The following is a 22,071-nucleotide window of genomic DNA, read 5'->3' as shown; positions in this document are numbered from 1 at the left end:
CGGCAGGCGCCCGTCAAAGTCAGGAGGAATGTGACGTGATGCTGACGCGCTCCGACTTCGGAATTCGTTTCAGCACCAGCTCGTAGGAATGGTCGATCATATCCGTCAGCTCATGCTCCGGGATCGAGCCGTCGACCCGGACCGTGTTCCAATGCTTTTTGTTCAAGTGATAGCCGGGCGTAACCGCCGCGTACTGCTCCCGCAAATTTTCCGCGATCACCGGATCGCATTTCAGCGAGAGGCTGGAGCCCGTGATCAGCGCGAATATTTTGCCGCCGACCTTGGCGACGAGCGGCTCGGATCCGAACGGATGGTCCTCTTTGGCACCCGGCTTGGACAAGCAGTATTCGGCCAGCATTTCCATCATCCGCCGTCTCCCCCTTTCCGCATCGGCGTCATCGTCCTTCTCCCAAACCTTCGGCTCCTTCGACTCCCCGACCCAATGCTGAATCGCCTGGATCGATTTTCGGTACCTGATCTGCATGAAGGTCAAGATCAGCAGACAGAACAATCCGATGGCCGCCATGAGCAGCGGATTCATATCCTGGGTCACATACACCCGGGCGCTCTCCCTTCCATTACAATCTCCTCCTCATATTACCATTCACGAATAATGAACTTTTCTCATATTTTACCGTCTAAATTTGGAAAATTCAACCCATAATTACATGTATCATGAACTTCATCCGGCAAATAGCCGCGTTTACGCGCCATCCGTGTACAATTTAATAGCAGCGACATCCACTTTCGGAAGAGTTGAGGTTCACATGATCGGCAAACGACTTCGCGAGCTGCGCAAGCTGCGCGGCATGACGCAGGAACAGCTCGCTTCTTATTTAAAAACGGCGAAATCGACGATTTCCCAATACGAGAACAATATCAACGAACCCGATCTCCGAACGCTGATCCGCATTGCGGATTTGTTCGAGGTGACGATCGACGGGCTCGTCGGGCGCGAGCCGGTCTACCCTGCCTCCAAAGACCGTTCAGGAGCCGGTCTCTTCAAGGAAGAGCTCACGGAGAACGAGTCCAATTATTTAAAAGAAAGCCTCACGATGTATCGCAAATGGATCTCCGGCAGCAAAAACGATTGACGGACGAGCCGGCCTTGAAGGGCGCCCTGCCTCCCTCCGCTCCCCGGCGGCATTGCCGCGCCTGCAGCGGAAACCGCTTCCGATTCCGGACGTTCCAATTGGCATGGACGGCTTGTCGGTCCATGCGAACCGCCTTTTTAGGTCCCTACCTCTCGTGCTGAATGTTTCCGCAGCACCGGTCGTTCACGAGCTTCCCCCTTCCTGATTATGGGATTTATGTTTAGTATAAACGATATTCCCGGCGCGAACCATATGATTTTGCAAATAAAAAGAGGCAAGCCGCCTCGCCTGCACGTACCTGTAACGTGTAAACGCCGCAGCCTGCCCGCACAGCCGGCCTTCCTCATTCTGTAAATTCCAGACCCCGGCATCCCGCATTTCGAAGCGGCGGCCGCTCCTGGAAATGCGTACGCCCGCGTACCCGTCCCTATACCCGCGCACGGTCGAGCCAACGCTCCACAGCGGGAGCTCGTTCCCGGCATTTTCCGGCACTGCGTTCAATCTTCCCAGCCCTGCACATAAAAGAACCGGGGGCGGCTAGCGCCGCATCCCCGGTTTCGTTCGTTAAACGCCCATCTTTTTACGCTGGTTGTTGACCTTCTTCGTATTCTGGCTTTTCAGCGTCTGCTGGTTGCCGCCCGGGCTGAACTTTTGCTGTTTGCCCTCCGCCTGCGCCTGCTTCTTCTGGGCAAGCTTCTGCTTGACCGCTTCCGCCAGAGAAATTTTCTTCGTTTCCTGCTTCTCCTCCGAAGCCGGAGCCTTTTGTTCGTCTGACATAAGATCACCCCGCAATGTGTACTACTCGTATTGTAGCGTTTTTTCGGACGTCTTGCCAGAGCCGAATTGCCGCCGGTCTCCCGGATGCGGCATCCGGCTGCCGCTACTCCCGGAGCGCATCGTACAGCTTCGTGGACATCGTCTCCGGCCGCCTGGTCCGAAGCAGTCCGCGCAGCCTCGCATTCTCGCGCTCCAGCCGCTCCTTCTCCGCCCGCAGCGTTTCGATTTCCTGCAGCGCCCGCTCCAGACGCTCGTCTGCAGGCTTGCGATCATCCGGCATTTTTCGTTCACCGCCTTGTCCTTTCGTTTCGCGCACGGCCGCGTCTTGAACTCTATTGTACCATTTGGAAGGATCGCCTGCGCTTCGCAAGTAATCTATTGGAAATTACAAGTTTGAAACCCTTTTGTAACAATCGGTCTGTATACTGACTCTATCAACCGTTATATGGAGGGGCAAAAATGGGGAATTCCCGAAAAAAGATTTACGCTTCGATCCTGCTCTGCCTGGCGGGAGCGGCGCTCGTCGTTTCCTCCGCCTGGCCCGCATCCGGCAGCGCGGCGGCTGCAGCCGGAACGAGCGGCTTGACCGCGTTCCAGCAATTTTTGTATGACAACGCTCCGCAGCGGACGGTGAAAAGAACCAATACGGGTATTAAGGTCGTCATCAATACGGGAAGCACCGTCGTGCTCGTCAACAAAAACCGGCATTTATCTTCTTCCTACGTACCCGGCGACCTGGTAGTACCGAATGTGCCGTTTTCGTTCTCGGGCTCCAATCCGAAGAAGCAGATGCGCCGGATCGCGGCGAATGCGCTCGAGAACCTGTTTGCGGGCGCGAAGAAGACCGGCGTATCGCTGAAGGCTGTGTCCGGCTACCGGTCCTATGCCACGCAGCGGGCCATCTTTAAGCGCAACGCGCAGCTGAAAGGCGCCGAGGTCGCCAACCGCACAAGCGCCCGCCCCGGCGAGAGCGAGCATCAGACGGGGCTGGCGATGGATGTCTCGAGCGCAAGCGTGAAATACGCGCTGGAGCAGAGCTTCGGCAAAACCAAAGAAGGCAAATGGCTGCAGGCCCATGCCGCCGACTACGGCTTTATCATCCGTTATCCGCAAGAAAAAGAGAAGATTACGGGCTATTCCTACGAGCCATGGCACGTTCGTTATGTCGGCGTCTATGTCGCGCAGCAGGTGGCAAAATCGGGACTGACGCTGGAGGAATATTTGGCCCGGCACGCAAACGGGTAGCTACAGCTTCTCCTGCACGCTGCGGATCATAACGAGCTTCAAATCCCAGGCCGCCGGGCTGACGTTTACCCGGTACTGCTCGGGGTTCAGCTTGCGCAAATATTCCGGCCAGAACAGCTCCAGCTGACCGGCGTGGTACTTGCGGATATCATCCAATCCGGGCAGGGCGTAAACTAGCTCCCCTTGCAGGAATACGGGCTGCAGCAGCGGAATCGCGTCATAGTCCTCCACCGTTTTGCTGCGATACGGATGCAGCGGGTCGAAGAGGCGGAGCGGACGGCTCGGATCGACGCCTCCCTCTTCTTTCAGAGCGAGATAATCGGCTTCCGCCTTGCCGGTTCCGGCGTTGACGATACGATAAACGTCCTTCGCGCCGGGACTGGTGACCTTCTCCGGATTGCCGGAAATTTTAATCACCGGCTCGAGCCGGCCGTTTTTTTCGATCGCCGCGAGCTTGTACACGCCGCCGAGCGAAGGCTGGTCGGCCGCGGTGATGAGCTGCGTGCCTACGCCCCACATATCGATTTTGGCGTGCTGCGCCTTCAATTCGGCAATGACATGCTCGTCCAGATCGTTGGAGGCCATAATTTTGACTTCGTGCAGTCCCGCCTCATCGAGCATTTCCCTTGCCCGGATCGACGTATACGCAAGGTCGCCGCTGTCGATGCGAATCGACTGTACCCGCTTCCCGGCGGATGCGAGCCGTTTCGCCGTCCGGATGGCAGCCGGGACGCCGCTTCTCAGCGTATCGTAGGTATCAACCAGCAGGGAGACGTGATCCGGCAGCGCCCCGGCGAACTTGTCGAAGGCCTCTTCCTCCGATTCGTGGGCCTGGATCCAGGAATGAGCGTGGGTTCCTCGTGTCGGAATGCCGAACATCATACCCGCTCTAACGTTGGATGTCCCGTCGAACCCGGCAATATACGCCGCCCGCGCTCCCCATACGGCCGCGTCGGCTTCCTGCGCCCTTCGCGTCCCGAATTCCAGCAAAATATCCCCGGGTGCGGCGCGTTTAATCCGGGACGCCTTCGTGGCGACCAGCGTCTGATAATTGATAAAGTTGAGCAGCGCTGTCTCGATGAGCTGCGCCTCGAAAATGCGCGCCTCGACCCGGATCAGGGGCTCCCCGGGAAAAACGGCCGTACCTTCGGGAACGGCGTACAGATCGCCCGTAAACTTGAACGACCGCAGCTCCCGCAAGAAACCCTCGTCGTAATGCTCTTCCTGATGCTTCAAAAATTCGATCTCATCATCGGTAAAAGATAACCCGCGGATGTAGCGGACGACCCGTTCCAGGCCGGCGAACACCGCATACCCGTTGCCGAACGGCAGCTTGCGGAAGAACGCCTCGAACACCGCCTTCCGGTTGAGCGTCCCCTGCACCCAGTGGGCGTACATCATATTGAGCTGATATTTATCGGTATGTAATGCCAGATGCTCGTCGTTCACCGCTTTCCACTCCCCGAAGCCGGGGACGGACCGCATCCGGTCCGCCCGCCGCAGATATGCCTTCCCGTTTAGTTATAGCATATCCGCCCGGACGATAAAACAATGCCGCCCTTTGAACGAGGCCCGCCGCACCCTGCGCCGCGTCGTGCTGAGCGCGACCCCGCGGGAATCGGCGGAGCGGACGGCGAAGTCGCTGCAAGCCCCGGCACAGTCAGCCGATCATGCCCGCCGCGTCTCGCTCTCCCCGATGACCGGCGGCAGCATCCCTTCCGCTTCAATGGGCATCATCCGTGCGAGATGCCGGACGAAGAGCTGCTCCAGGCGATCCAAATTGCCTTCCTTATAAATCAGAAACACTTTGTCCGGCGGAAACGGATTCCGTTCGATCGGCACCGCCGCCAAATCTCCGCGCATCAGGTCTTCTCGGAACAGCAGCGCCCCCGACAGGAACACGCCGCTGCCCTCCTTGATCCAATGCTTGATCAGCGACAGGTTGTTACTCTCCATCTTGATTTCGTGGCTCAGGTTCAGTTGGCTGAGCGTAAGCTCCAGCGTTTTCCGGTAAAGCGTATCGGGCTCGTTGGAGATGAAGGGCTCGGCAACGATTTGCTCCACGGTAACGAAACGCCGCTCCGCCAGCGGATGACGGCGGGAAACGATCAGACGCACGTCCTCCTGAAAAATTTGTTCAAAGATAAGCGCCGGCACGTTCAGCGAATATTTGCTGATACAGAGCCGCAGCTCGTTGTTGTTCAGCTTGCGGATCTGCTCGCGGGTCGTCATGCCGTGTACGCGAACCGACACGTCGGGGAAGCGGACGCTGAAATCCTTCAGCATACGGGGCAGAAACGAATCAGCGAACGAATTGTTGCAGCCAACCGTCAGCATGCCGGACAGCCCGCGCTTCAGCCGGACGACGGCGAGCCGGCCTTCCTCGATCGATTTGGCGGCATTTTGCGCAAACGGAAGAAAAACGGTTCCTTCATCGGTCAGCAAAATGCCGGACTTGCTGCGGACGAACAGCGGCTTGTTCAGCTCGCGCTCGAGCTGCTTGATGCGGTTGGAGACGGTCGACTGCGGCAAAAACAGCTGCTCGGCCGCTTTTTGGAAGCTCCCCGTTTGATAGACCGCCAAAAATGTCAAAATCTGATCCATCGTCATACCGATCCCTCCTCAGTTAACATCATACTAACACATATTGCTTTTAAATAGTACACTTACATCCATTTTTTGAATGCTGTCACCCAAATGACGTTATTTACACGTAATGTTTATTTACATAGAATGAACATATAGACGAGACTTTTGTTTTTAATGTTACCTATTATAACAGTTATTAAGCGAGGTGGGGACGGCAATAACCTTGAAGCGGTAAAAAGGCCAACACGAGTGAAAACGAGTCAATTTCCAAGGAGGATTCGGTGGGTATGAGAGAAACGATCATAAAGAGGGCTGCTGCCTCCCTGCTTACGGCTTCGATTGTTATTGCTCTGCTGTCCGGCTGCGGCAAATCGTCGGACCCGGCTCCGGCGGCTTCCGGTACGTCCACTAACGGAGCTTCGGCCTCCGAGGGCTCCGCAGGCGGCAAGCTGCGCGTCGGAATCATCACCGATTTCGGCACGATGGACCCGGCCAAATCCACGCTTCTGATCGATGAAGAATTATACAACAACATCTACGACGATCTCATTATGACCACGCCCGACGGCAAGCTGGTCCCCGGCCTGGCCAAAAGCTGGACGGTCAGCGACGACGGCTTGACGTATACGTTCCGGCTGGAGCAGGGGGTCAAGTTCCATGACGGCACCGATTTCAATGCCCAGGCCGTCATCGACAACTGGAACTGGATCATGGATCCGAAGAACGCTTCGCCGCGGAGCACGGACCTTAATATGGTCGCGAGCCTTTCGACTCCCGATCCGTACACGCTTGTCGTCAAGCTGAAAACCCCGTTCACGCCGTTTCTGGCCACGCTCAGCGACCGGACCGGGCTGATCGTCTCTCCCGCCGCAAGGAAGAAATACGGCGACCAGTACGACATGCACCCCGTCGGCACGGGTCCGTTCGAGTTCGTCGAGTGGAACAAGAACGATCATTTGACGATTAAGAAAAACCCGAACTATTGGCGCAAAGGCTACCCGCTGCTGGACGAAATCGAATTCCGCCCGATCGTCAACCAATCGCAGAAATTGAACGCGCTCATCTCCGGGCAGGTCGATATCGTCGATTCGATTCCGTTCCAGGACATTCCGAAGGTCGAAAGCATGAAGGACCAGTTTACGATGACCAGCGGCACCTCGTACGGTTTTTCGAGGATTTACATGAATCTTGCCAAGCCGCTGTTCCAGAACGTGCATCTTCGCCGCGCGATGAACTACGCCGTCAACCGCGATGAAATCAATCAGATTATTTATTTCGGCAAATTCGTTCCCGGATACTCGTTCTTCTCTCCGGCAAGCTGGGCGAACGACCCGAGCGTCAAATACGAGTATTCGATCGACAAAGCCAAGGAAGAGCTCAAGCTCGCCGGCATGCCGAACGGCTTCTCCTTTACATTCCTGAGCGCCAACGATCCGCAGAGCATGCAGCTGAGTCAGCTGTTCCAGAGCCAGTTTGCCAAAGCGGGCATCAAGATGAACATCGAAGCGCTCGATTCTTCCGCGATCACGAAAAGGACGATCGACGGCGATTTCGAGGTCGCCGGCGGCGGCTGGAGCGGCATGGTCGATCCCGACCAGAACAGCTACGCCTTCGCCGTGACGGGGGCGCCTTTCAACCGCGGCAAATACAGCAACCCGCAAGTCGATAAGCTGCTGCAGCAGGCGCGCGAAATGTCCTCGAACGACGAGCGCAAAAAGATTTATACCGAGGCGTCCAAAATCATCAACGACGACGCGCCGTTCGTTTTCACGGGCTTTCAGCCGGTTTTGGACGTATGGAGCAATAAAGTGAAAGGCTTTGAGGTTTATCCCGACCAGCTGCTGCGCTTCTACAAAACGTCAATCAGCCATTAACGGAGGGAGCATGCCATGGCCAGTTATATCGTCCGCCGCCTGCTGTCGTTTGTGCCGGTCGCGCTGATCCTGATCGTCTTTACGTTCAGCCTGATCCACCTGACGCCGGGCAACCCGGCCTACACGATTCTGGGCGACGAAGCGAGCCCGGAGAACGTGAAGCTGATGGAAGCGAAGCTGGGGCTCGATCAGCCGCTGTCGGTGCAGTTTCTCCATTACGTATCAAATACGATGCACGGCGATTTCGGCAATTCGCTGTTCGGCGGCCAGCCGGTGCTGGAGCTGATCGTCACCCGGATTCCGGTCACGCTGGAGCTTGCCGTGCTGGCGATTCTGCTCTCGCTCTGCATCTCGCTTCCGCTCGGCATCCTGTCCGCCAACAAACCCGGCTCGTGGATCGACCATGCCGGCCGGCTGCTGGCGCTCGCCGGGGCCGCGGTCCCGACGTTCTGGCTGTCGCTTATTCTGGTCTTCCTGCTCTCCGTAACCGTTCGGCTGCTCCCGGCCCTCGGCTGGGTGCCGCTGACGGAAAGCGTCGGCGGCAATCTGATCCGGATGATCATCCCGGTGTTCGCGCTGGCGCTCCCGCTCTCCGCCATGGAATCCCGGATGCTGCGGGGCGAAATGCTGGAGGTGCTGAGCCAGGTGTACATCCAGGTCGCCAGGGCGAAAGGCATCCGCCGGAGAGCCGTGCTGATGCGGCATGCGCTGCGCAACGCGGTGCTGCCCGTCATTACCATCATAGGGCTGCAGATGGGCTCGCTGCTCGGCGGAGCCGTCATCGTCGAATCGATTTTTTCGCTGCCCGGCATGGGCCAGCTCGTGTTCAACTCGATCGTGCAGCGCGATTATTCGGTGCTGAACGGCTGCGTCCTGTTTATGGGCGGGACGATCCTGATGACGAACCTGATCGTCGACGTGCTGTTCGCGTTGTTGGACCCCAGAATCCGCTATTCGTAAGGGGGATTGATTGCCGATGTCCATCGATTTAACGAGACCGGAAGTTGAAATGGGCCGTGTGAAGGTGAAGCGAAAGCAGCGTGTGCTGCTGAACAAAATCGTCCGCAACCGGCTGATCGTGTCCGGCCTGCTGATGGTGCTGGTTTTCATCGTCATCGCGCTCGTCATGCCGCTGTTCGCGCCTTACTCGCCCTTCGCGACCGATTTCAGCGCGGCGCTCAAGGCGCCGGGCGCGGCGCATTGGTTCGGCACCGATAACCTCGGGCGCGACGTGTTCAGCCGGGTCGTCTGGGGCGCCAAGGAATCGCTTGGTTCCGGCATGATTATCGTGGCGATCGCCATCCTGATCGGCGTGCCGCTCGGCCTGATCGCCGGCTACTACGGGGGCTGGATCGACGAGGTGCTGATGCGCATCGTCGATGCCGGGCTGGCGTTCCCCGGTCTGGTGCTGACGATGGCCCTCTCCTTTATTTGGGGCCCGTCGTTTATTAACGCCTGCTTCGCCGTGGCCATCATCATGGCGCCTCAGTTTATCCGGATTACAAGAGGCCAGGTGCTGGCGCTCCGCGACCGCGAATTCGTGCTTGCGGCCCGAAGCCACGGGGTGCCCGACTGGCGCATTCTGCTCGTGCACATTTTGCCCAATGCGGCGACCCCGCTCATCGTGTCCTGCAACCTGAACATCGGCCATGCGATTATGGTCGTCGCCAGCCTGTCCTACCTCGGTCTCGGGACGCCGCCGCCGTTCCCGAGCTGGGGCGAGATGCTGCAGAGCGGCTCGATGTTTCTGACGCAGGCGCCGTGGATCTCGTTTGCGCCGGGCCTTGCGATTTTCCTGCTGGTGCTGGCGTTTACGCTGCTCGGCGAAGGCATCCGGGACGAATTCGATCCGCATTCGAAGATCAAAGGCAGCTGAAGCGTTAGGTTCGCCATACCATAGGGAGGGATAGCCGTGAAATACGGAAACGGAGCCAATTATTGGCTTGTCGAAGGCTCGCATGCCGATATCAGCCGCGGCGCCATGTCGACCGCTACGATCGAGCTCGACGAGCAGCGCGGCACGCTGGAGTTTGATCCCGCCCGGTCGGCGCTGATCATTATCGACATGCAGAACTTTTTCTGCTCCCCGCTGCTGGACCGCCCGGACGGGACGCTGAAGCTCGTACCCGCGATCGCCTCGGCGGTGAAGAGCGGCCGGCGGCTCGGCATGAAGATCGTCTGGGTTAATTGGGGGAACCGGCCCGATACGGCCAACCTTCCGCCCAATATGCTGTATTCCTTGCGGGCGAACGGGCCCACCCACATCGGGCGGCCGCTGCCGGGCGATATGGGCCTCGCGCTCGTGAAGGATTCCTGGTCAGCGGCCATCGTCGACGAGCTGAAGGATTCGTGCGACGAGTCCGATTATGTGATCGAGAAATACCGCACGAGCGGGTTTCCCGGGACGATCCTCGACCAGACGCTGCGCGCGAGCGGAATCAACACCCTTTTCTACGCCGGCGTCAATCTGGATCAATGCGTCATGTTTACGCTGCTGGATGCGGCTTTCCTGGGCTACGACAACGTCCATCTGAAGGACTGCACCGCAACGACGTCCCCTCCTTACGCCGCCGAAGGGGCTTTGTATAACATGCGGAACCGGACGTTTACCGCAAGCTCCGAAAGCCTGCTGGCAGCCGTCGTGACCCGAAAACAACCGAATGCGGAGATGGAGGCAGCCCATGAAGTACGGTAACGGATCGAATTATTGGATTGTGGAGGGCGATCATTTCGACGTGAGCCGCGGCTCGGCCAATGCCGTCACGATCCCGATGGAAGAGAACCGCACGCTGAGGTTCGACCCGGAACGGTCGGCGCTGATCGTTATCGATATGCAAAACTATTTCTGCTCCCCCAAGCTCGAACGCCCGGACGGCGCCCTGAAGCTTGTGCCCGCCATCGCTTCGGCCGTGAGCGCCTGCCGTCAGCTCGGCACGAAAATCGTTTGGGTCAACTGGGGGAACCGGCCCGATACGGCCAACCTTCCGCCGAGCCTGCTCTATGCCTGGAAAAGGAACGGCAGGCCGGGAATCGGCGAGCCGCTGCCGGACGATCTCGGCCCCGTACTCGTGAAGGATTCCTGGTCGGCGGCGCTTGCCGATGAGCTGGCCGCCTCGTACGAGGAACACGATTATTGGGTCGACAAATACCGGATCAGCGGGTTTCCGGGAACGGTGCTTGACCAAATTCTGCGCGCGAACGGCATCAATACGCTGTTCTTCGCAGGCGTCAACACGGACCAATGCGTCATGAGCACCGTACAGGATGCTTCTTTTCTCGGGTACGACAGCATTTTGCTCCGCGACTGCACGGCGACGACCTCGCCCCAGCACGTATTGGAGGGCGCGCTCTACAATATGAGATTCATGGCGTTCCAGGCGACCTCGGCCAGCCTTCAAGCGGCCGTCCCCGTCGCGTCCGCATGAACCGGCGTTAATGCCGGGTACTCCACATCCTTTCGACAAGGCGGTGCATGGTGATGGAAGCGGTGCTTAAGGTGCGCAACCTGAAAACGTATTTTTACAGCGGCAAATCGGTCATTAAAGCCGTCGACGGCGTCGATTTCGAGGTGCAGCCCGGCAAAGTGCTGTGCATCGTCGGCGAATCCGGCAGCGGCAAAAGCATGACGTCCTTGTCGATCATGGGGCTCGTTCCGGGTGCTCAAGGGCGGATTGTGGACGGAGAGGTGCTGTTCGACGGCGACGATTTGGTGCGGATGAACGAAGATCGGATGTCCGATTTGCGGGGCAACAAGATCGCCATGATTTTTCAGGAGCCGATGACCGGACTTAATCCGTTGTTCAAAATCGGGGAGCAGATCGTCGAGGTGCTGACCCGGCACCGGGACATTCCGAGAAACGAGGCGCGCGCCATCGCCGTCCGGCAGCTGCACAGCGTCGGCTTCCCGAAGCCCGAGATCATCGCCCGCTCGTACCCCCATCAATTGTCGGGCGGGATGCGGCAGCGGGTCATGATCGCCATGATGATGGCCTGCGAGCCGAAGCTGTTGATCGCCGACGAGCCGACCACCGCGCTCGACGTGACGATCCAGGCGCAGGTGCTCGATTTGATGCGCGGCTTGAAGGAGGAAAAAGGCACCTCCATTATTTTCATCACCCATGATCTCGGCGTCGTTGCGGAAATGGCCGACGATATGGCGGTCATGTATGCCGGCCAGATCGTAGAGTCGGGACCTGCGGACATCGTGTTCGACAACCCGCTTCATCCGTACACCCTGGCGCTCATGGGCTCAATCCCTTCCCTGAACGAGACGAACGAGCGGCTGACGGCGATTCCCGGTACGGTGCCGAGCGCAGCCAGCTTCCCGCCGGGCTGCCGGTTCGCGGAGCGCTGCCAGGTCGCCCGCGCCAGCTGCTTCCAAACGATGCCCGAGCTGCGCGAAATCGGTCCGGGACATTTTGTCAGGTGTGCGCTGATATCGAATCCATAAACGGGGAGGCCGAGCGGATGACCGAGGAGCTTCGAAACGGCGGCGCAGCCGAGCAGCTGCTCGAGGTGCGCGACTTAAAGATGTATTTTCCGATTACAGGCGGCATTCTGAAACGAAAAATCGGCGAGGTCAAGGCCGTCGACAACCTGTCGTTCAGCATTCGGAAAGGAGAAACGCTCGGCTTGGTCGGCGAATCCGGCTGCGGCAAGTCGACGACGGGGCGGGTCATCATGCGCCTGTACGATCCGACGGAGGGCACCATCGTGTTCGACGGCCACGATATTACGACGATGAAAGGCGACCGCCTGCGGCAAATGCGCCAAAATTTCCAGATGGTGTTCCAGGACCCGTATTCGTCGCTGAACCCGAGGCTGAGCGTCGGTTCCATCATTGCGGAGCCGCTGCTGGTCAATACCCGGTTAAGCCAGCGCGAAGTCCGGGAACGCGTCGCGGGTCTGCTGAAGGTCGTCGGACTGCCGCAGGAGGCCGGCTTGAAGCATCCGCACGAATTTTCGGGCGGTCAGCGCCAGCGGATCGCCATCGCCCGCGCGCTGACACTGAATCCGAAACTGATCGTGCTGGATGAGGCCGTCTCCGCGCTGGACGTATCGATCCAGGCGCAGATCATTAATTTGCTGGACGATTTGCGGGCCCAGTTCGGGTTGTCGTATTTGTTCATTTCGCATAATTTGTCCGTCGTCAAGCATGTCAGCCATAACGTCGGCGTAATGTACCTGGGCAGAATGGTCGAAATTGCGCCAAGAGCCCAGCTTTACGGCTCTCCGCTCCATCCTTATACGCAGTCCCTTCTGTCCGCCGCTCCGGAAGCGACCCGCAAAGCGCGGCGCGAAAGGATCGTGCTGACGGGCGAAGTCCCAAGCCCCTCCAAGCCACCCTCGGGGTGCGCTTTTCATACCCGCTGCCCGCAAGCGACGGATCGCTGCCGCGAGGAACGTCCGGAGCTTCGGGAAATGCTGCCGGGTCATAGAGTCGCCTGCCACTTGTACTGACACGAGTACAAGGCGGCGCCAAAACGCGTACGGCTCCTGCATCCATCCCCTATGCAGGAGCCGTGCCTTTTTTGCATGTTCACTAACAATCGCATTCCGGAGAACTGCGAAGCCTGCAGCTCGGCGTCCTGCAAGGCCGCTCATTGCAGCGGCCTTACAGCAGTGGCCTTACAGCAGCGGCTTGCAGCCGAGGACTTACAGCAGCAGCGTTGCGGTAAATTTAATCCGCTTCCTGCCGGGGTGCGTTTTCCCCTTTCGGCCTGCCTCTTTGCTTCCAATCGTCCATTTTGATCCTCTTTCCCTGCCGCCGGACACCTGTCCAATCCTTTTCGATCGTACAAGCATAGCCTGTCTCAAGAGGAAACGTATAAGCCCGATCTTATACGCTTTCTTCTATGTCAACTAGAGACAGGGAGGCGTTAACGTGGTCAGTATCCTGATCGCAGTCGGCGCGCTGGTCGTTCTGACCATCGGCTGGTTTTTCGTATTTGGACGGCCCGATGATGAGGAGGATCATTATGCCCCCGGCGAGCTGATCGTGCAATTCAAGCCGAACCTTTCCGAAAGCCAAAAGCTGGGCATCCATGCCAAGCTGGGCTGCGAGCTGGTCAGCTGTTCGCCGCTCGGTCATCATGTGGTTCGCGGCGTCAAAAGCACCCGCAAGCTCATGAAGGCTTATAACGAGCGAAGCGAAATCGAATATTGCGAGCCCAACTACCGGTTTAAAGCGCTGGCGGAACCGAACGACACCTATTACGCCGATTTCCAGTACGGTCCGCAAATCGTGCACGCGCCGGACGCGTGGAACGTGACGCAGGGCGCCCCGAACGTCGTCGTCGCGATCGTCGACTCCGGCGTGCAGCCGAACCATCCCGATCTCGCCGGCAAGCTCGTCCCCGGCTACGATTTCGTCGGCGGCGACCATCAGCCGGACGACGGCAACGGCCACGGCACGCACGTCGCGGGCATCGCCGGAGCGGCCACCAACAATGCGCGCGGCATTGCCGGCATAGCGCCGCTGGCCGGCATCATGCCGGTCCGCGTCCTCGACGGCAGCGGAAACGGGAGTCTCGGCAGCGTAGCGAGCGGGATCGTGTTCGCCGCCGATAACGGCGCGAAGGTCATCAACCTGAGCCTGGGCTCGGCCAACCCCGCTTTTACGCTTCAGAATGCCGTCGAATATGCTTGGCACAAAGGAGCGGTTATCGTTGCCTCGGCGGGCAACGACGGTACGAGCGCCCCCACCTACCCGGCCTATTACGATTCAGTCATCGCCGTCGCATCCACCGATTCGAACGATCAAAAATCGCCGTTTTCCAACTTTGGAACGTGGGTGGACGTAGCGGCGCCAGGCTCCAACATATTGTCCACGTATCCGGGAAGCCGCTACGCTTATATGAGCGGCACTTCGATGGCATCCCCGCATGTGTCCGGCTTAGCCGCTCTGCTTGCAGCGCAGGGCCGGAGCAACGCCGACGTCCGGACAAGCATCGAAGCAAACTGCGACCCGATACCCGGCACCGGCGTATATTGGGCATTCGGACACATTAACGCGGACCGGGCGGTTCGCAGCTGACTTCGGGCATACTGTACCGCACCTCTTCCGCATGCATTTCGAATGCCGCCTGCCGAATCCAAAAAACGCTGTTGACTCTATTAACCGATGAATCCATTCCCCGCATGGCGTTAAAGCCTGTGTAAAATGCGAATCGTCCTCATCGCGGCCGTCATGGCCGGAGAGGACGATTCTGTTTACATGCTTATTTCGAACGGGTCAATTAACTGTGCATGGCCAGATACGTATCCACAAACGCTTCGGTTACATAGGTTTTTCCCATCATCATGACCGGCGCAAAAGTCAGCGTCTTTTTGTCCATGCCAATCATAATGTCTTTGCTGCCCGCTTTCAGCATAATCGTATAAGCCATGTTCTTCATGCCCGACATATCTTTCATATCGGTCATATCCTTCATGCCCGACTTATCTTTCATGTCGGTCATATCCTTCATGTCCGACTTATCTTTCATGTCAGTCATATCCTTCATGCCTGACTTATCTTTCATGTCGGTCATATCCTTCATGTCCGACTTGTCTTTCATGTCGGTCATATCCTTCATGCCCGACATGTCCTTCATGTCGGTCATATCCTTCATGCCCGACATATCCTTCATGTCGGTCATATCCTTCATGCCCGACATATCCTTCATGCCGCTCATGTCCTTCATGTCGGTCATATCCTTCATGCCCGACATATCCTTCATGCCGCTCATGTCCTTCATGCCGGCTCCCATCATGGGCCGTTTTGTCAGTGTAATATTCGTTTTGCTCCAGTTTACACTGTAGCCAAGCGACTCCGCGATCTGACGAAGCGGCACGAGACTTTGGCCGTCTTTCTGCACGACCTTCACTTTACTGTAGTCAGGCATCATGCCTTTGCCCATATCCGCAGCCGATGCCGCTCCCGGGATCATAATAGCCGCCGCCAATAAAGCTCCTGTCGTCAATTTCATCATTTTATTCATGTCATATCCTCCTAACGTTATTGCGGAACCTCTTGTGTACGCTTCCATGTACTCCGGGTTTCCGCCTCTTCGGTTAAAAGGATACAAGAGCGTTATTAACGCCCACGAACAAAAAAATAAACAAACCATTACAAATGTCTAACATTCTAAATTTATCCAGGACAAAGCCGTTCGGAACGGGGATCAACGGAACATTTATAAATTTCGCTCCGCCAGCTTTTCAGCCGCCGACCATGTCGAAACGCCGTTCCTTTGCGCATCGGCGAGCACCTCGGTTACGGCATCGTACACCCGCTCTACGCTCCGCTTCATGTCAGCCGCAGACAAGCCGTCCAGCTCGCAGGCCGTGACGATCAGGCCGCCGGCATTCACGACAAAATCCGGCACGTATACAATTCCCCGCGCGCTCAAAAGATCTCCGCAGCGCTCCTCTGCAAGCTGATTGTTGGCGGAGCCGGCCACGATTTTACAATTCAGCAGCGGCACCGTACGCTCGTTCAAAACCCCGCCAAGGGCGCACGGCGCGAAAATATCGCACGAGGCCGAGACGATATCCTCCGGCGGCACAACGGCTGCTCCGTAGGCTTGCACTGCTTTTGCCGCACGGGCGGCATCGATGTCGCTGACGATCAGCCGCGCGCCCGCGGCGTGGAGATACGCGCAGAGGAAGCTCCCGACCTTTCCCAGCCCCTGAACGGCCGCGGTTACTCCTTGCAAATCGGCGGAGCCCAAGACTGCGCCGGCTGCCGCTTTCATGCCCAAATACACGCCGCATGCCGTCATCTCCGCCGTGAAATCGCCTTCTGCCATCATGGTGCCGGTCGTATCCGTCACATACGGCGTCTCCAGGCGGATGAGATCCATATCCTGTACGGTTGTCCCCAAATCGACGCCGGTCATATAGGTACCCTGCAGCTGACCGATGCGCCTCCCGAGCGCGCGGAACAGCGCCTCGCTTTTATCCGTGGCCGGATCGCCGACGATCACCGCTTTGCCGCCTCCGTAGTTCAGCCCGAAGACAGCCGCTTTGTAGGTCATGCTGCGCGCCAGACGTATCGCATCAAGAGCCGCTTCCTCTCCGTCCGCATAGCGCCACATCCGGCAGCCGCCCAGTGCCGGACCGCGTTTGGTGCTGTGAATGGCGATGACCGCCTTCAGGCCGGCCGCCGGGTCCCGGCAAAATACAAGCTGCTCGAACGACAAACGTTCCATCACGTCCAAAATATCCATCGTTTTTTCCTCCCTTGCCTATCGGAGGTTCCTTGGAAACCCGGAATATCATTCCGTTGGACAAACTATCGATGAAGGGTTCACGTTTACGGAAGACGGCCCGTCCCGCAGGCTGCGACCGGCCGTCCGTCAAACGAGCCGCAGAGGCCGCTTTGTATAACGGTCCGCATAGGTGGAAGCGGCATACGAATCGGGCTTGAAGCGTGCGGCGTACATGCCCGTCGCTTCCACCCTTTTCACCATCTCTTGTACATATAATGCCGTTTTGTTGATGATTGGCACGGCACCCGCGTCAATATCGATAAACGATTCCACCGCCGCCCCCTGGTAGGCATAGGGCAGCAGCACCTCCTCCATTCTCCGGATGGTATCCTCCTCCTCGAACAGGCAGGCGACCTCCTGAGAGAAGGTCGTTTCCAGCGCCAGCTTCTCTCTCACCGACTTCAGTTCCCGCGGCACGACCGTCTGACGGTAGCAGGCCCATGCGCCCTTGCCGATTCGCCGTATGATCACGCCGGTAACGAATTTGGTGCAGCCTCGATAAACCTGGCTGTCGGTGCCGATCGCAAATTGGTAATGGGCGGCTGGCTCCTGCTTCATAAACGCGAGCATGCGGTCGACCACTTCCTCCAGGGCGAGCCGGCTTTCGCTTATATTTTGAAAACCGCTGTCCTGCTGAGTATCGTCCTTTTGTCGTGCCATCATTATCACCACCTGTACAAACGTACACGTCTACGCCGGCATTTATGTATGTCAGAACCGAAAAACCTCCGTTTCCCTACTGAAAACGAAGGCTTTGCCATTTAAACCGTTATGAATGTCCCGACAACAGTTGGGCGCGTCTGCTTCATCTCATGCTGCCGGGACCAAGCTGTCACCGAAGTACGGACTAATTCGAGCGGGTCTAATTACTGCTCCATCAAGCTGCGCAGCGGAACCGTCTGTTCGTTTTCGGGCCGGTCCAGCGGGTAAATCCTTGCCGTTTCGTTCTCCTCGTCGACATGCTGAATATAAATCGGCGTTCCTTCGTACGTCACCTTTTCCATTACAGGCGATTCGGCGATCGCTTTCGCGCGTGCAATATCCATTGCGGATGACCTCCCGACTAGATGTTGTCCATCATAAGGTGTGCACCGTTCGTCTTCATTATTCCGTTTTCCACCCGGACGGCAGCAAAAAAGCGCGCATCTATTCCAAAGAATAGATACGCGCTCGTCTAATCATCAAGCGATTGAAAGTCAAGTTGTTTACTTGCCCGCTAATCGTTGTCATCAACTGGTGCCAAGCCAAAAGCTCCGGAAATGGCGTGCCCAGAGAGATTCGAACTCCCGACCTTTTGATTCGTAGTCAAACGCTCTATCCGGCTGAGCTATGGGCACAAAAATGGAGCGGAAGACGGGAATCGAACCCGCGACCCTCGCCTTGGCAAGGCGATGCTCTACCGCTGAGCCACTTCCGCAAGATGGTGCGGTCGAGAGGACTTGAACCTCCACGGCTGTTACACCACTAGAACCTGAATCTAGCGCGTCTGCCAATTCCGCCACGACCGCAAAGCTTATGGTGCGGTTGATGGGACTCGAACCCATACACCCGGTGGGCACTACCCCCTCAAGATAGCGTGTCTGCCAATTCCACCACAACCGCATATTCACATGAGCCATGTAGGACTCGAACCTACGACACCCTGATTAAAAGTCAGGTGCTCTACCAACTGAGCTAATGGCTCACAATTAAAGGAGCCGTTCGGTATAAATGGCGGAGCCGACGGGATTCGAACCCGCGGTCTCCTGCGTGACAGGCAGGCATGTTAGGCCTCTACACCACGGCTCCACATTATAAGGTCTCGGATTGCTCCGAAGTAAATTTGGTTGCGGGGGCAGGATTTGAACCTGCGGCCTTCGGGTTATGAGCCCGACGAGCTACCGGGCTGCTCCACCCCGCGTCGTTAAATAAGTTATGCCATTATGGTGGAGGCTGAGGGGATCGAACCCCCGACCCTCTGCTTGTAAGGCAGATGCTCTCCCAGCTGAGCTAAGCCTCCATATGGTGACCCGTAGGGGATTCGAACCCCTGTTACCTCCGTGAAAGGGAGGTGTCTTAACCCCTTGACCAACGGGCCGAATAAACGGTGAAAACCCCACAATCGTGGGTTTCACCTACGGGCGTTACACCCTGAAAACTGGATACGAACATCCGATTAATTCTTTAGCTGGTCTTCCGAAGCGGCCTTCACGTGTCCGTGAACACCGATAGGATAAGCCCTCGACCGATTAGTATTCGTCAGCTGCACACGTTGCCGCGCTTCCACCTCGAACCTATCAACCTGGTCGTCTTCCAGGGGTCTTACATACTGGGAAATCTCATCTTGAGGGGGGCTTCACGCTTAGATGCTTTCAGCGCTTATCCCGTCCGTACTTGGCTACCCAGCGGTGCTCCTGGCGGAACAACTGGTACACCAGCGGTACGTCCATCCCGGTCCTCTCGTACTAAGGACAGCTCCTCTCAAATTTCCTGCGCCCGCGACAGATAGGGACCGAACTGTCTCACGACGTTCTGAACCCAGCTCGCGTACCGCTTTAATGGGCGAACAGCCCAACCCTTGGGACCTACTTCAGCCCCAGGATGCGATGAGCCGACATCGAGGTGCCAAACCTCCCCGTCGATGTGGACTCTTGGGGGAGATAAGCCTGTTATCCCCAGGGTAGCTTTTATCCGTTGAGCGATGGCCCTTCCATGCGGTACCACCGGATCACTAAGCCCGACTTTCGTCCCTGCTCGACTTGTCGGTCTCGCAGTCAAGCTCCCTTCTGCCTTTACACGCTTCGAATGATTTCCAACCATTCTGAGGGAACCTTTGGGCGCCTCCGTTACGCTTTAGGAGGCGACCGCCCCAGTCAAACTGCCCGCCTGACACGGTCCCTCTACCCGTTTCAGGGTAGCAGGTTAGAACTCCGATACGATCAGGGTGGTATCCCAACGGCGCCTCCACCGAAGCTGGCGCTCCGGCTTCTTAGGCTCCCACCTATCCTGTACAGATCGTACCAAAGTCCAATATCAAGCTGCAGTAAAGCTCCATGGGGTCTTTCCGTCTTGTCGCGGGTAACCTGCATCTTCACAGGTATTAAAATTTCACCGGATCTCTCGTTGAGACAGCGCCCAAGTCGTTACGCCATTCGTGCGGGTCAGAATTTACCTGACAAGGAATTTCGCTACCTTAGGACCGTTATAGTTACGGCCGCCGTTTACTGGGGCTTCGGTTCACAGCTTCGCCTTGCGGCTTACCGCTCCCCTTAACCTTCCAGCACCGGGCAGGCGTCAGCCCGTATACTTCGCCTTACGGCTTCGCACAGACCTGTGTTTTTGCTAAACAGTCGCTTGGGCCTTTTCACTGCGGCCCCCTCGGGCTATTCACCCTACCGAGGCACCCCTTCTCCCGAAGTTACGGGGTCATGTTGCCGAGTTCCTTAACGAGAGTTCTTCCGCGCGCCTTAGCATACTCTGCTCGCCTACCTGTGTCGGTTTGCGGTACGGGCACCTTCACCTGGCTAGAGGCTTTTCTCGGCAGCCGGAGCCCATGACCTTCGGTACTGTAATTTTCCCTCCCCATCACAGCCCAGCCTTATCGGTTGACGGATTTGCCGATCAACCAGCCTCACTGCTTGGACGGGGCATTCCATCGCCCCGCGTCACTGCCCTTCTGCGTCACCCCAATCGCTCATAACGGTTTACGGTGGTACAGGAATCTCAACCTGTTGTCCTTCGACTACGCCTTTCGGCCTCGCCTTAGGTCCCGACTTACCCTGAGCGGACGAGCCTTCCTCAGGAACCCTTAGGCTTTCGGCGGACAAGATTCTCACTTGTCTTTTCGTTACTCATACCGGCATTCTCACTTGAATACAGTCCAGCACTCCTTACGGTATACCTTCAACCCGTATTCAACGCTCCCCTACCACTGCCTAAAAGGCAATTCATAGCTTCGGTGGTGTGTTTAGCCCCGTTACATTTTCGGCGCAGAGTCACTCGACCAGTGAGCTATTACGCACTCTTTCAATGGTGGCTGCTTCTAAGCCAACATCCTGGTTGTCTGGGCAACTCCACATCCTTTCCCACTTAACACACACTTGGGGACCTTAGCTGATGATCTGGGCTGTTTCCCTCTTGACGATGGATCTTAGCACTCACCGTCTGACTCCCGGCGATAAGTCCATGGCATTCGGAGTTTGACGGGACTTGGTAACCCTTGGCGGGCCCCGCACCCCATCCGTGCTCTACCTCCATGACTCTTACGCCGAGGCTAGCCCTAAAGCTATTTCGGGGAGAACCAGCTATCTCCGGGTTCGATTGGAATTTCTCCCCTACCCCCACCTCATCCCCGAACTTTTCAACGTTCGTGGGTTCGGGCCTCCAGTGCGTGTTACCGCACCTTCACCCTGGACAGGGGTAGATCACCCGGTTTCGGGTCTACGTCCACGTACTCAAGTCGCCCTATTCAGACTCGCTTTCGCTGCGGCTTCGGCTCTTCACCTTAACCTTGCACGGGAACGTAACTCGCCGGTTCATTCTACAAAAGGCACGCCATCACCCCTAAATTGGGCTCTGACTTCTTGTAAGCGCACGGTTTCAGGTTCTCTTTCACTCCGCTTCCGCGGTGCTTTTCACCTTTCCCTCACGGTACTGCTTCGCTATCGGTCACTAGGGAGTATTTAGCCTTGGCAGATGGTCCTGCCGGATTCCGACGGGGTTTCTCGTGTCCCGCCGTACTCAGGATCCGTCTCGGAGAGCGCTGACTTTGGGTTACAGGGCTTTTACCTTCTTTGGCCGGCCTTTCCAGACCGCTTCGCCTAACCAACGCTTTTGTAACTCCATGTGAGACGTCCTACAACCCCAAGGGGCAAGCCCCTTGGTTTGGGCTAATCCGCGTTCGCTCGCCGCTACTGACGGAATCACTGTTGTTTTCTCTTCCTCAGGGTACTGAGATGTTTCAGTTCCCCTGGTATGCCTCCACGCTGCCTATGGATTCAGCAACGGGTGACTGGGCATTGCCCCAGCCGGGTTTCCCCATTCGGACATCCCCGGATCGACGCCTGCTTACGGCTCCCCGAGGCATTTCGTTGTTCGCCACGTCCTTCGTCGGCTCCTAGTGCCTAGGCATCCTCCGTGCGCTCTTAGTAGCTTAACCTAGTCGTTTTCCGTAGAAAACGGGCTTCGTAAGCAATAAACTCAGCTAAAGGATGTTTCATTTGTTCGTATCCAGTTTTCAAGGTGCAATCTCCTGCCGCA

General features: G+C 57.4%; 20 protein-coding genes, 9 tRNA genes and 1 rRNA gene. 10 read left to right on the top strand and 20 right to left on the bottom strand.

Annotated features, from left to right (window positions below):
- Nucleotides 1–19 precede the first annotated feature (19 nt).
- Entirely contained in the window at nt 20–367 is a 348-nt protein-coding gene (locus tag PD282_RS04040) for an MmcQ/YjbR family DNA-binding protein (protein ID WP_274655008.1), read from the bottom strand.
- Between the two features lie 400 nt (nt 368–767).
- Here PD282_RS04040 and PD282_RS04035 point away from each other — a divergent pair, with 400 nt between their 5' ends.
- A complete protein-coding gene (locus tag PD282_RS04035) occupies nt 768–1,094 on the top strand; it encodes a helix-turn-helix domain-containing protein (protein WP_274649088.1) in 327 nt (108 codons plus the stop codon).
- Nucleotides 1,095–1,277: 183 nt separating this feature from the next.
- Here PD282_RS04035 and PD282_RS04030 read toward each other — a convergent pair whose 3' ends face one another.
- The 3 genes from PD282_RS04030 to PD282_RS04020 all read right to left on the bottom strand — a co-directional run bounded on the left by PD282_RS04030 (nt 1,278) and on the right by PD282_RS04020 (nt 2,151).
- The gene (locus tag PD282_RS04030; protein ID WP_274655006.1) at nt 1,278–1,535 is read right to left on the bottom strand and encodes an MEKHLA domain-containing protein; all 258 of its coding nucleotides are present in this window, start codon (nt 1,533–1,535) and stop codon (nt 1,278–1,280) included.
- A gap of 123 nt (nt 1,536–1,658) precedes the next feature.
- Complete coding sequence (locus PD282_RS04025) at nt 1,659–1,871, bottom strand: hypothetical protein (protein ID WP_274649087.1); 213 nt, start codon at nt 1,869–1,871, stop codon at nt 1,659–1,661.
- Between the two features lie 103 nt (nt 1,872–1,974).
- Nucleotides 1,975–2,151, bottom strand: a complete 177-nt coding sequence (locus PD282_RS04020; protein ID WP_274649086.1) for a hypothetical protein — start codon at nt 2,149–2,151, stop codon at nt 1,975–1,977.
- Nucleotides 2,152–2,330: 179 nt separating this feature from the next.
- On the opposite strand from PD282_RS04020, the gene PD282_RS04015 reads away from it, so the two are divergent.
- Complete coding sequence (locus tag PD282_RS04015; protein ID WP_274649085.1) at nt 2,331–3,116, top strand: M15 family metallopeptidase; 786 nt, start codon at nt 2,331–2,333, stop codon at nt 3,114–3,116.
- Here the strand turns inward: PD282_RS04015 and PD282_RS04010 are convergent, their stop codons facing one another.
- Together PD282_RS04010 and PD282_RS04005 are read right to left on the bottom strand one after the other, a co-directional pair.
- Entirely contained in the window at nt 3,117–4,601 is a 1,485-nt protein-coding gene (locus tag PD282_RS04010) for a nicotinate phosphoribosyltransferase (RefSeq protein WP_420832268.1), read from the bottom strand.
- A 183-nt stretch (nt 4,602–4,784) separates the two neighbouring features.
- Nucleotides 4,785–5,726 (bottom strand): LysR family transcriptional regulator, encoded by a 942-nt coding sequence (locus tag PD282_RS04005; protein WP_274649083.1) that lies wholly within the window; start codon nt 5,724–5,726, stop codon nt 4,785–4,787.
- Nucleotides 5,727–5,992: 266 nt separating this feature from the next.
- Here PD282_RS04005 and PD282_RS04000 point away from each other — a divergent pair, with 266 nt between their 5' ends.
- The 8 genes from PD282_RS04000 to PD282_RS03965 all read left to right on the top strand — a co-directional run bounded on the left by PD282_RS04000 (nt 5,993) and on the right by PD282_RS03965 (nt 14,615).
- A complete protein-coding gene (locus tag PD282_RS04000; RefSeq protein ID WP_274649082.1) occupies nt 5,993–7,579 on the top strand; it encodes an ABC transporter substrate-binding protein in 1,587 nt (528 codons plus the stop codon).
- 15 nt (nt 7,580–7,594) lie between these two features.
- Nucleotides 7,595–8,539, top strand: coding sequence for an ABC transporter permease (locus PD282_RS03995; RefSeq protein ID WP_274649081.1), 945 nt, complete (start codon nt 7,595–7,597; stop codon nt 8,537–8,539).
- Nucleotides 8,540–8,555: 16 nt separating this feature from the next.
- Nucleotides 8,556–9,455: an ABC transporter permease gene (locus PD282_RS03990; protein ID WP_274649080.1), complete on the top strand. Its 900-nt coding sequence runs from the start codon at nt 8,556–8,558 to the stop codon at nt 9,453–9,455.
- A 36-nt stretch (nt 9,456–9,491) separates the two neighbouring features.
- Nucleotides 9,492–10,274 (top strand): cysteine hydrolase family protein, encoded by a 783-nt coding sequence (locus PD282_RS03985; protein ID WP_274649079.1) that lies wholly within the window; start codon nt 9,492–9,494, stop codon nt 10,272–10,274.
- Nucleotides 10,261–11,004, top strand: coding sequence for a cysteine hydrolase family protein (locus tag PD282_RS03980; RefSeq protein WP_274649078.1), 744 nt, complete (start codon nt 10,261–10,263; stop codon nt 11,002–11,004). The genes PD282_RS03985 and PD282_RS03980 overlap by 14 nt, the downstream gene beginning before the upstream one ends.
- 53 nt (nt 11,005–11,057) lie before the next feature.
- Nucleotides 11,058–12,029 carry an ABC transporter ATP-binding protein gene (locus PD282_RS03975; protein ID WP_274649077.1) on the top strand — a complete coding sequence of 324 codons (972 nt, stop codon included), beginning with the start codon at nt 11,058–11,060 and terminating at the stop codon, nt 12,027–12,029.
- A 17-nt stretch (nt 12,030–12,046) separates the two neighbouring features.
- The gene (locus PD282_RS03970; RefSeq protein ID WP_274649076.1) at nt 12,047–13,039 is read left to right on the top strand and encodes an ABC transporter ATP-binding protein; all 993 of its coding nucleotides are present in this window, start codon (nt 12,047–12,049) and stop codon (nt 13,037–13,039) included.
- Between the two features lie 424 nt (nt 13,040–13,463).
- A complete protein-coding gene (locus PD282_RS03965) occupies nt 13,464–14,615 on the top strand; it encodes a S8 family peptidase (protein WP_274649075.1) in 1,152 nt (383 codons plus the stop codon).
- Between the two features lie 202 nt (nt 14,616–14,817).
- On the opposite strand, the gene PD282_RS03960 is transcribed toward PD282_RS03965, so the two are convergent.
- From PD282_RS03960 to PD282_RS03895, 14 genes are all read right to left on the bottom strand, one after another.
- Nucleotides 14,818–15,561, bottom strand: coding sequence for a stalk domain-containing protein (locus tag PD282_RS03960; RefSeq protein ID WP_274649074.1), 744 nt, complete (start codon nt 15,559–15,561; stop codon nt 14,818–14,820).
- 195 nt (nt 15,562–15,756) lie between these two features.
- Nucleotides 15,757–16,791, bottom strand: coding sequence for a Leu/Phe/Val dehydrogenase (locus PD282_RS03955; protein WP_274649073.1), 1,035 nt, complete (start codon nt 16,789–16,791; stop codon nt 15,757–15,759).
- 129 nt (nt 16,792–16,920) lie between these two features.
- On the bottom strand, nt 16,921–17,493 hold the full coding sequence (locus PD282_RS03950) for a ribonuclease H-like YkuK family protein (RefSeq protein ID WP_274649072.1): 573 nt from the start codon (nt 17,491–17,493) through the stop codon (nt 16,921–16,923).
- Between the two features lie 206 nt (nt 17,494–17,699).
- The gene (locus PD282_RS03945) at nt 17,700–17,879 is read right to left on the bottom strand and encodes a small acid-soluble spore protein H (protein WP_274649071.1); all 180 of its coding nucleotides are present in this window, start codon (nt 17,877–17,879) and stop codon (nt 17,700–17,702) included.
- Between the two features lie 214 nt (nt 17,880–18,093).
- A tRNA-Arg gene (locus PD282_RS03940) sits at nt 18,094–18,170 on the bottom strand.
- A 5-nt stretch (nt 18,171–18,175) separates the two neighbouring features.
- Nucleotides 18,176–18,250 (bottom strand) — tRNA-Gly (locus PD282_RS03935).
- A 4-nt stretch (nt 18,251–18,254) separates the two neighbouring features.
- Nucleotides 18,255–18,341: transfer RNA gene (locus PD282_RS03930), tRNA-Leu, on the bottom strand.
- 8 nt (nt 18,342–18,349) lie between these two features.
- Nucleotides 18,350–18,435, bottom strand: a tRNA-Leu gene (locus PD282_RS03925).
- A 9-nt stretch (nt 18,436–18,444) separates the two neighbouring features.
- Nucleotides 18,445–18,517, bottom strand: a tRNA-Lys gene (locus tag PD282_RS03920).
- Between the two features lie 27 nt (nt 18,518–18,544).
- Nucleotides 18,545–18,621 (bottom strand) — tRNA-Asp (locus PD282_RS03915).
- 35 nt (nt 18,622–18,656) lie between these two features.
- Nucleotides 18,657–18,733 (bottom strand) — tRNA-Met (locus PD282_RS03910).
- Nucleotides 18,734–18,756: 23 nt separating this feature from the next.
- Nucleotides 18,757–18,832 (bottom strand) — tRNA-Val (locus PD282_RS03905).
- Between the two features lie 3 nt (nt 18,833–18,835).
- Nucleotides 18,836–18,910 (bottom strand) — tRNA-Glu (locus PD282_RS03900).
- A 131-nt stretch (nt 18,911–19,041) separates the two neighbouring features.
- A 23S ribosomal RNA gene (locus PD282_RS03895) occupies nt 19,042–21,970 on the bottom strand.
- Nucleotides 21,971–22,071 lie beyond the last annotated feature (101 nt).

This window comes from Paenibacillus humicola, assembly GCF_028826105.1.
GTDB lineage: Bacteria > Bacillota > Bacilli > Paenibacillales > Paenibacillaceae > Paenibacillus_Z > Paenibacillus_Z humicola.
The sequence above is the reverse complement of the archived record's forward strand: the minus strand, read 5'-3'. Positions and strand labels throughout refer to the sequence as shown.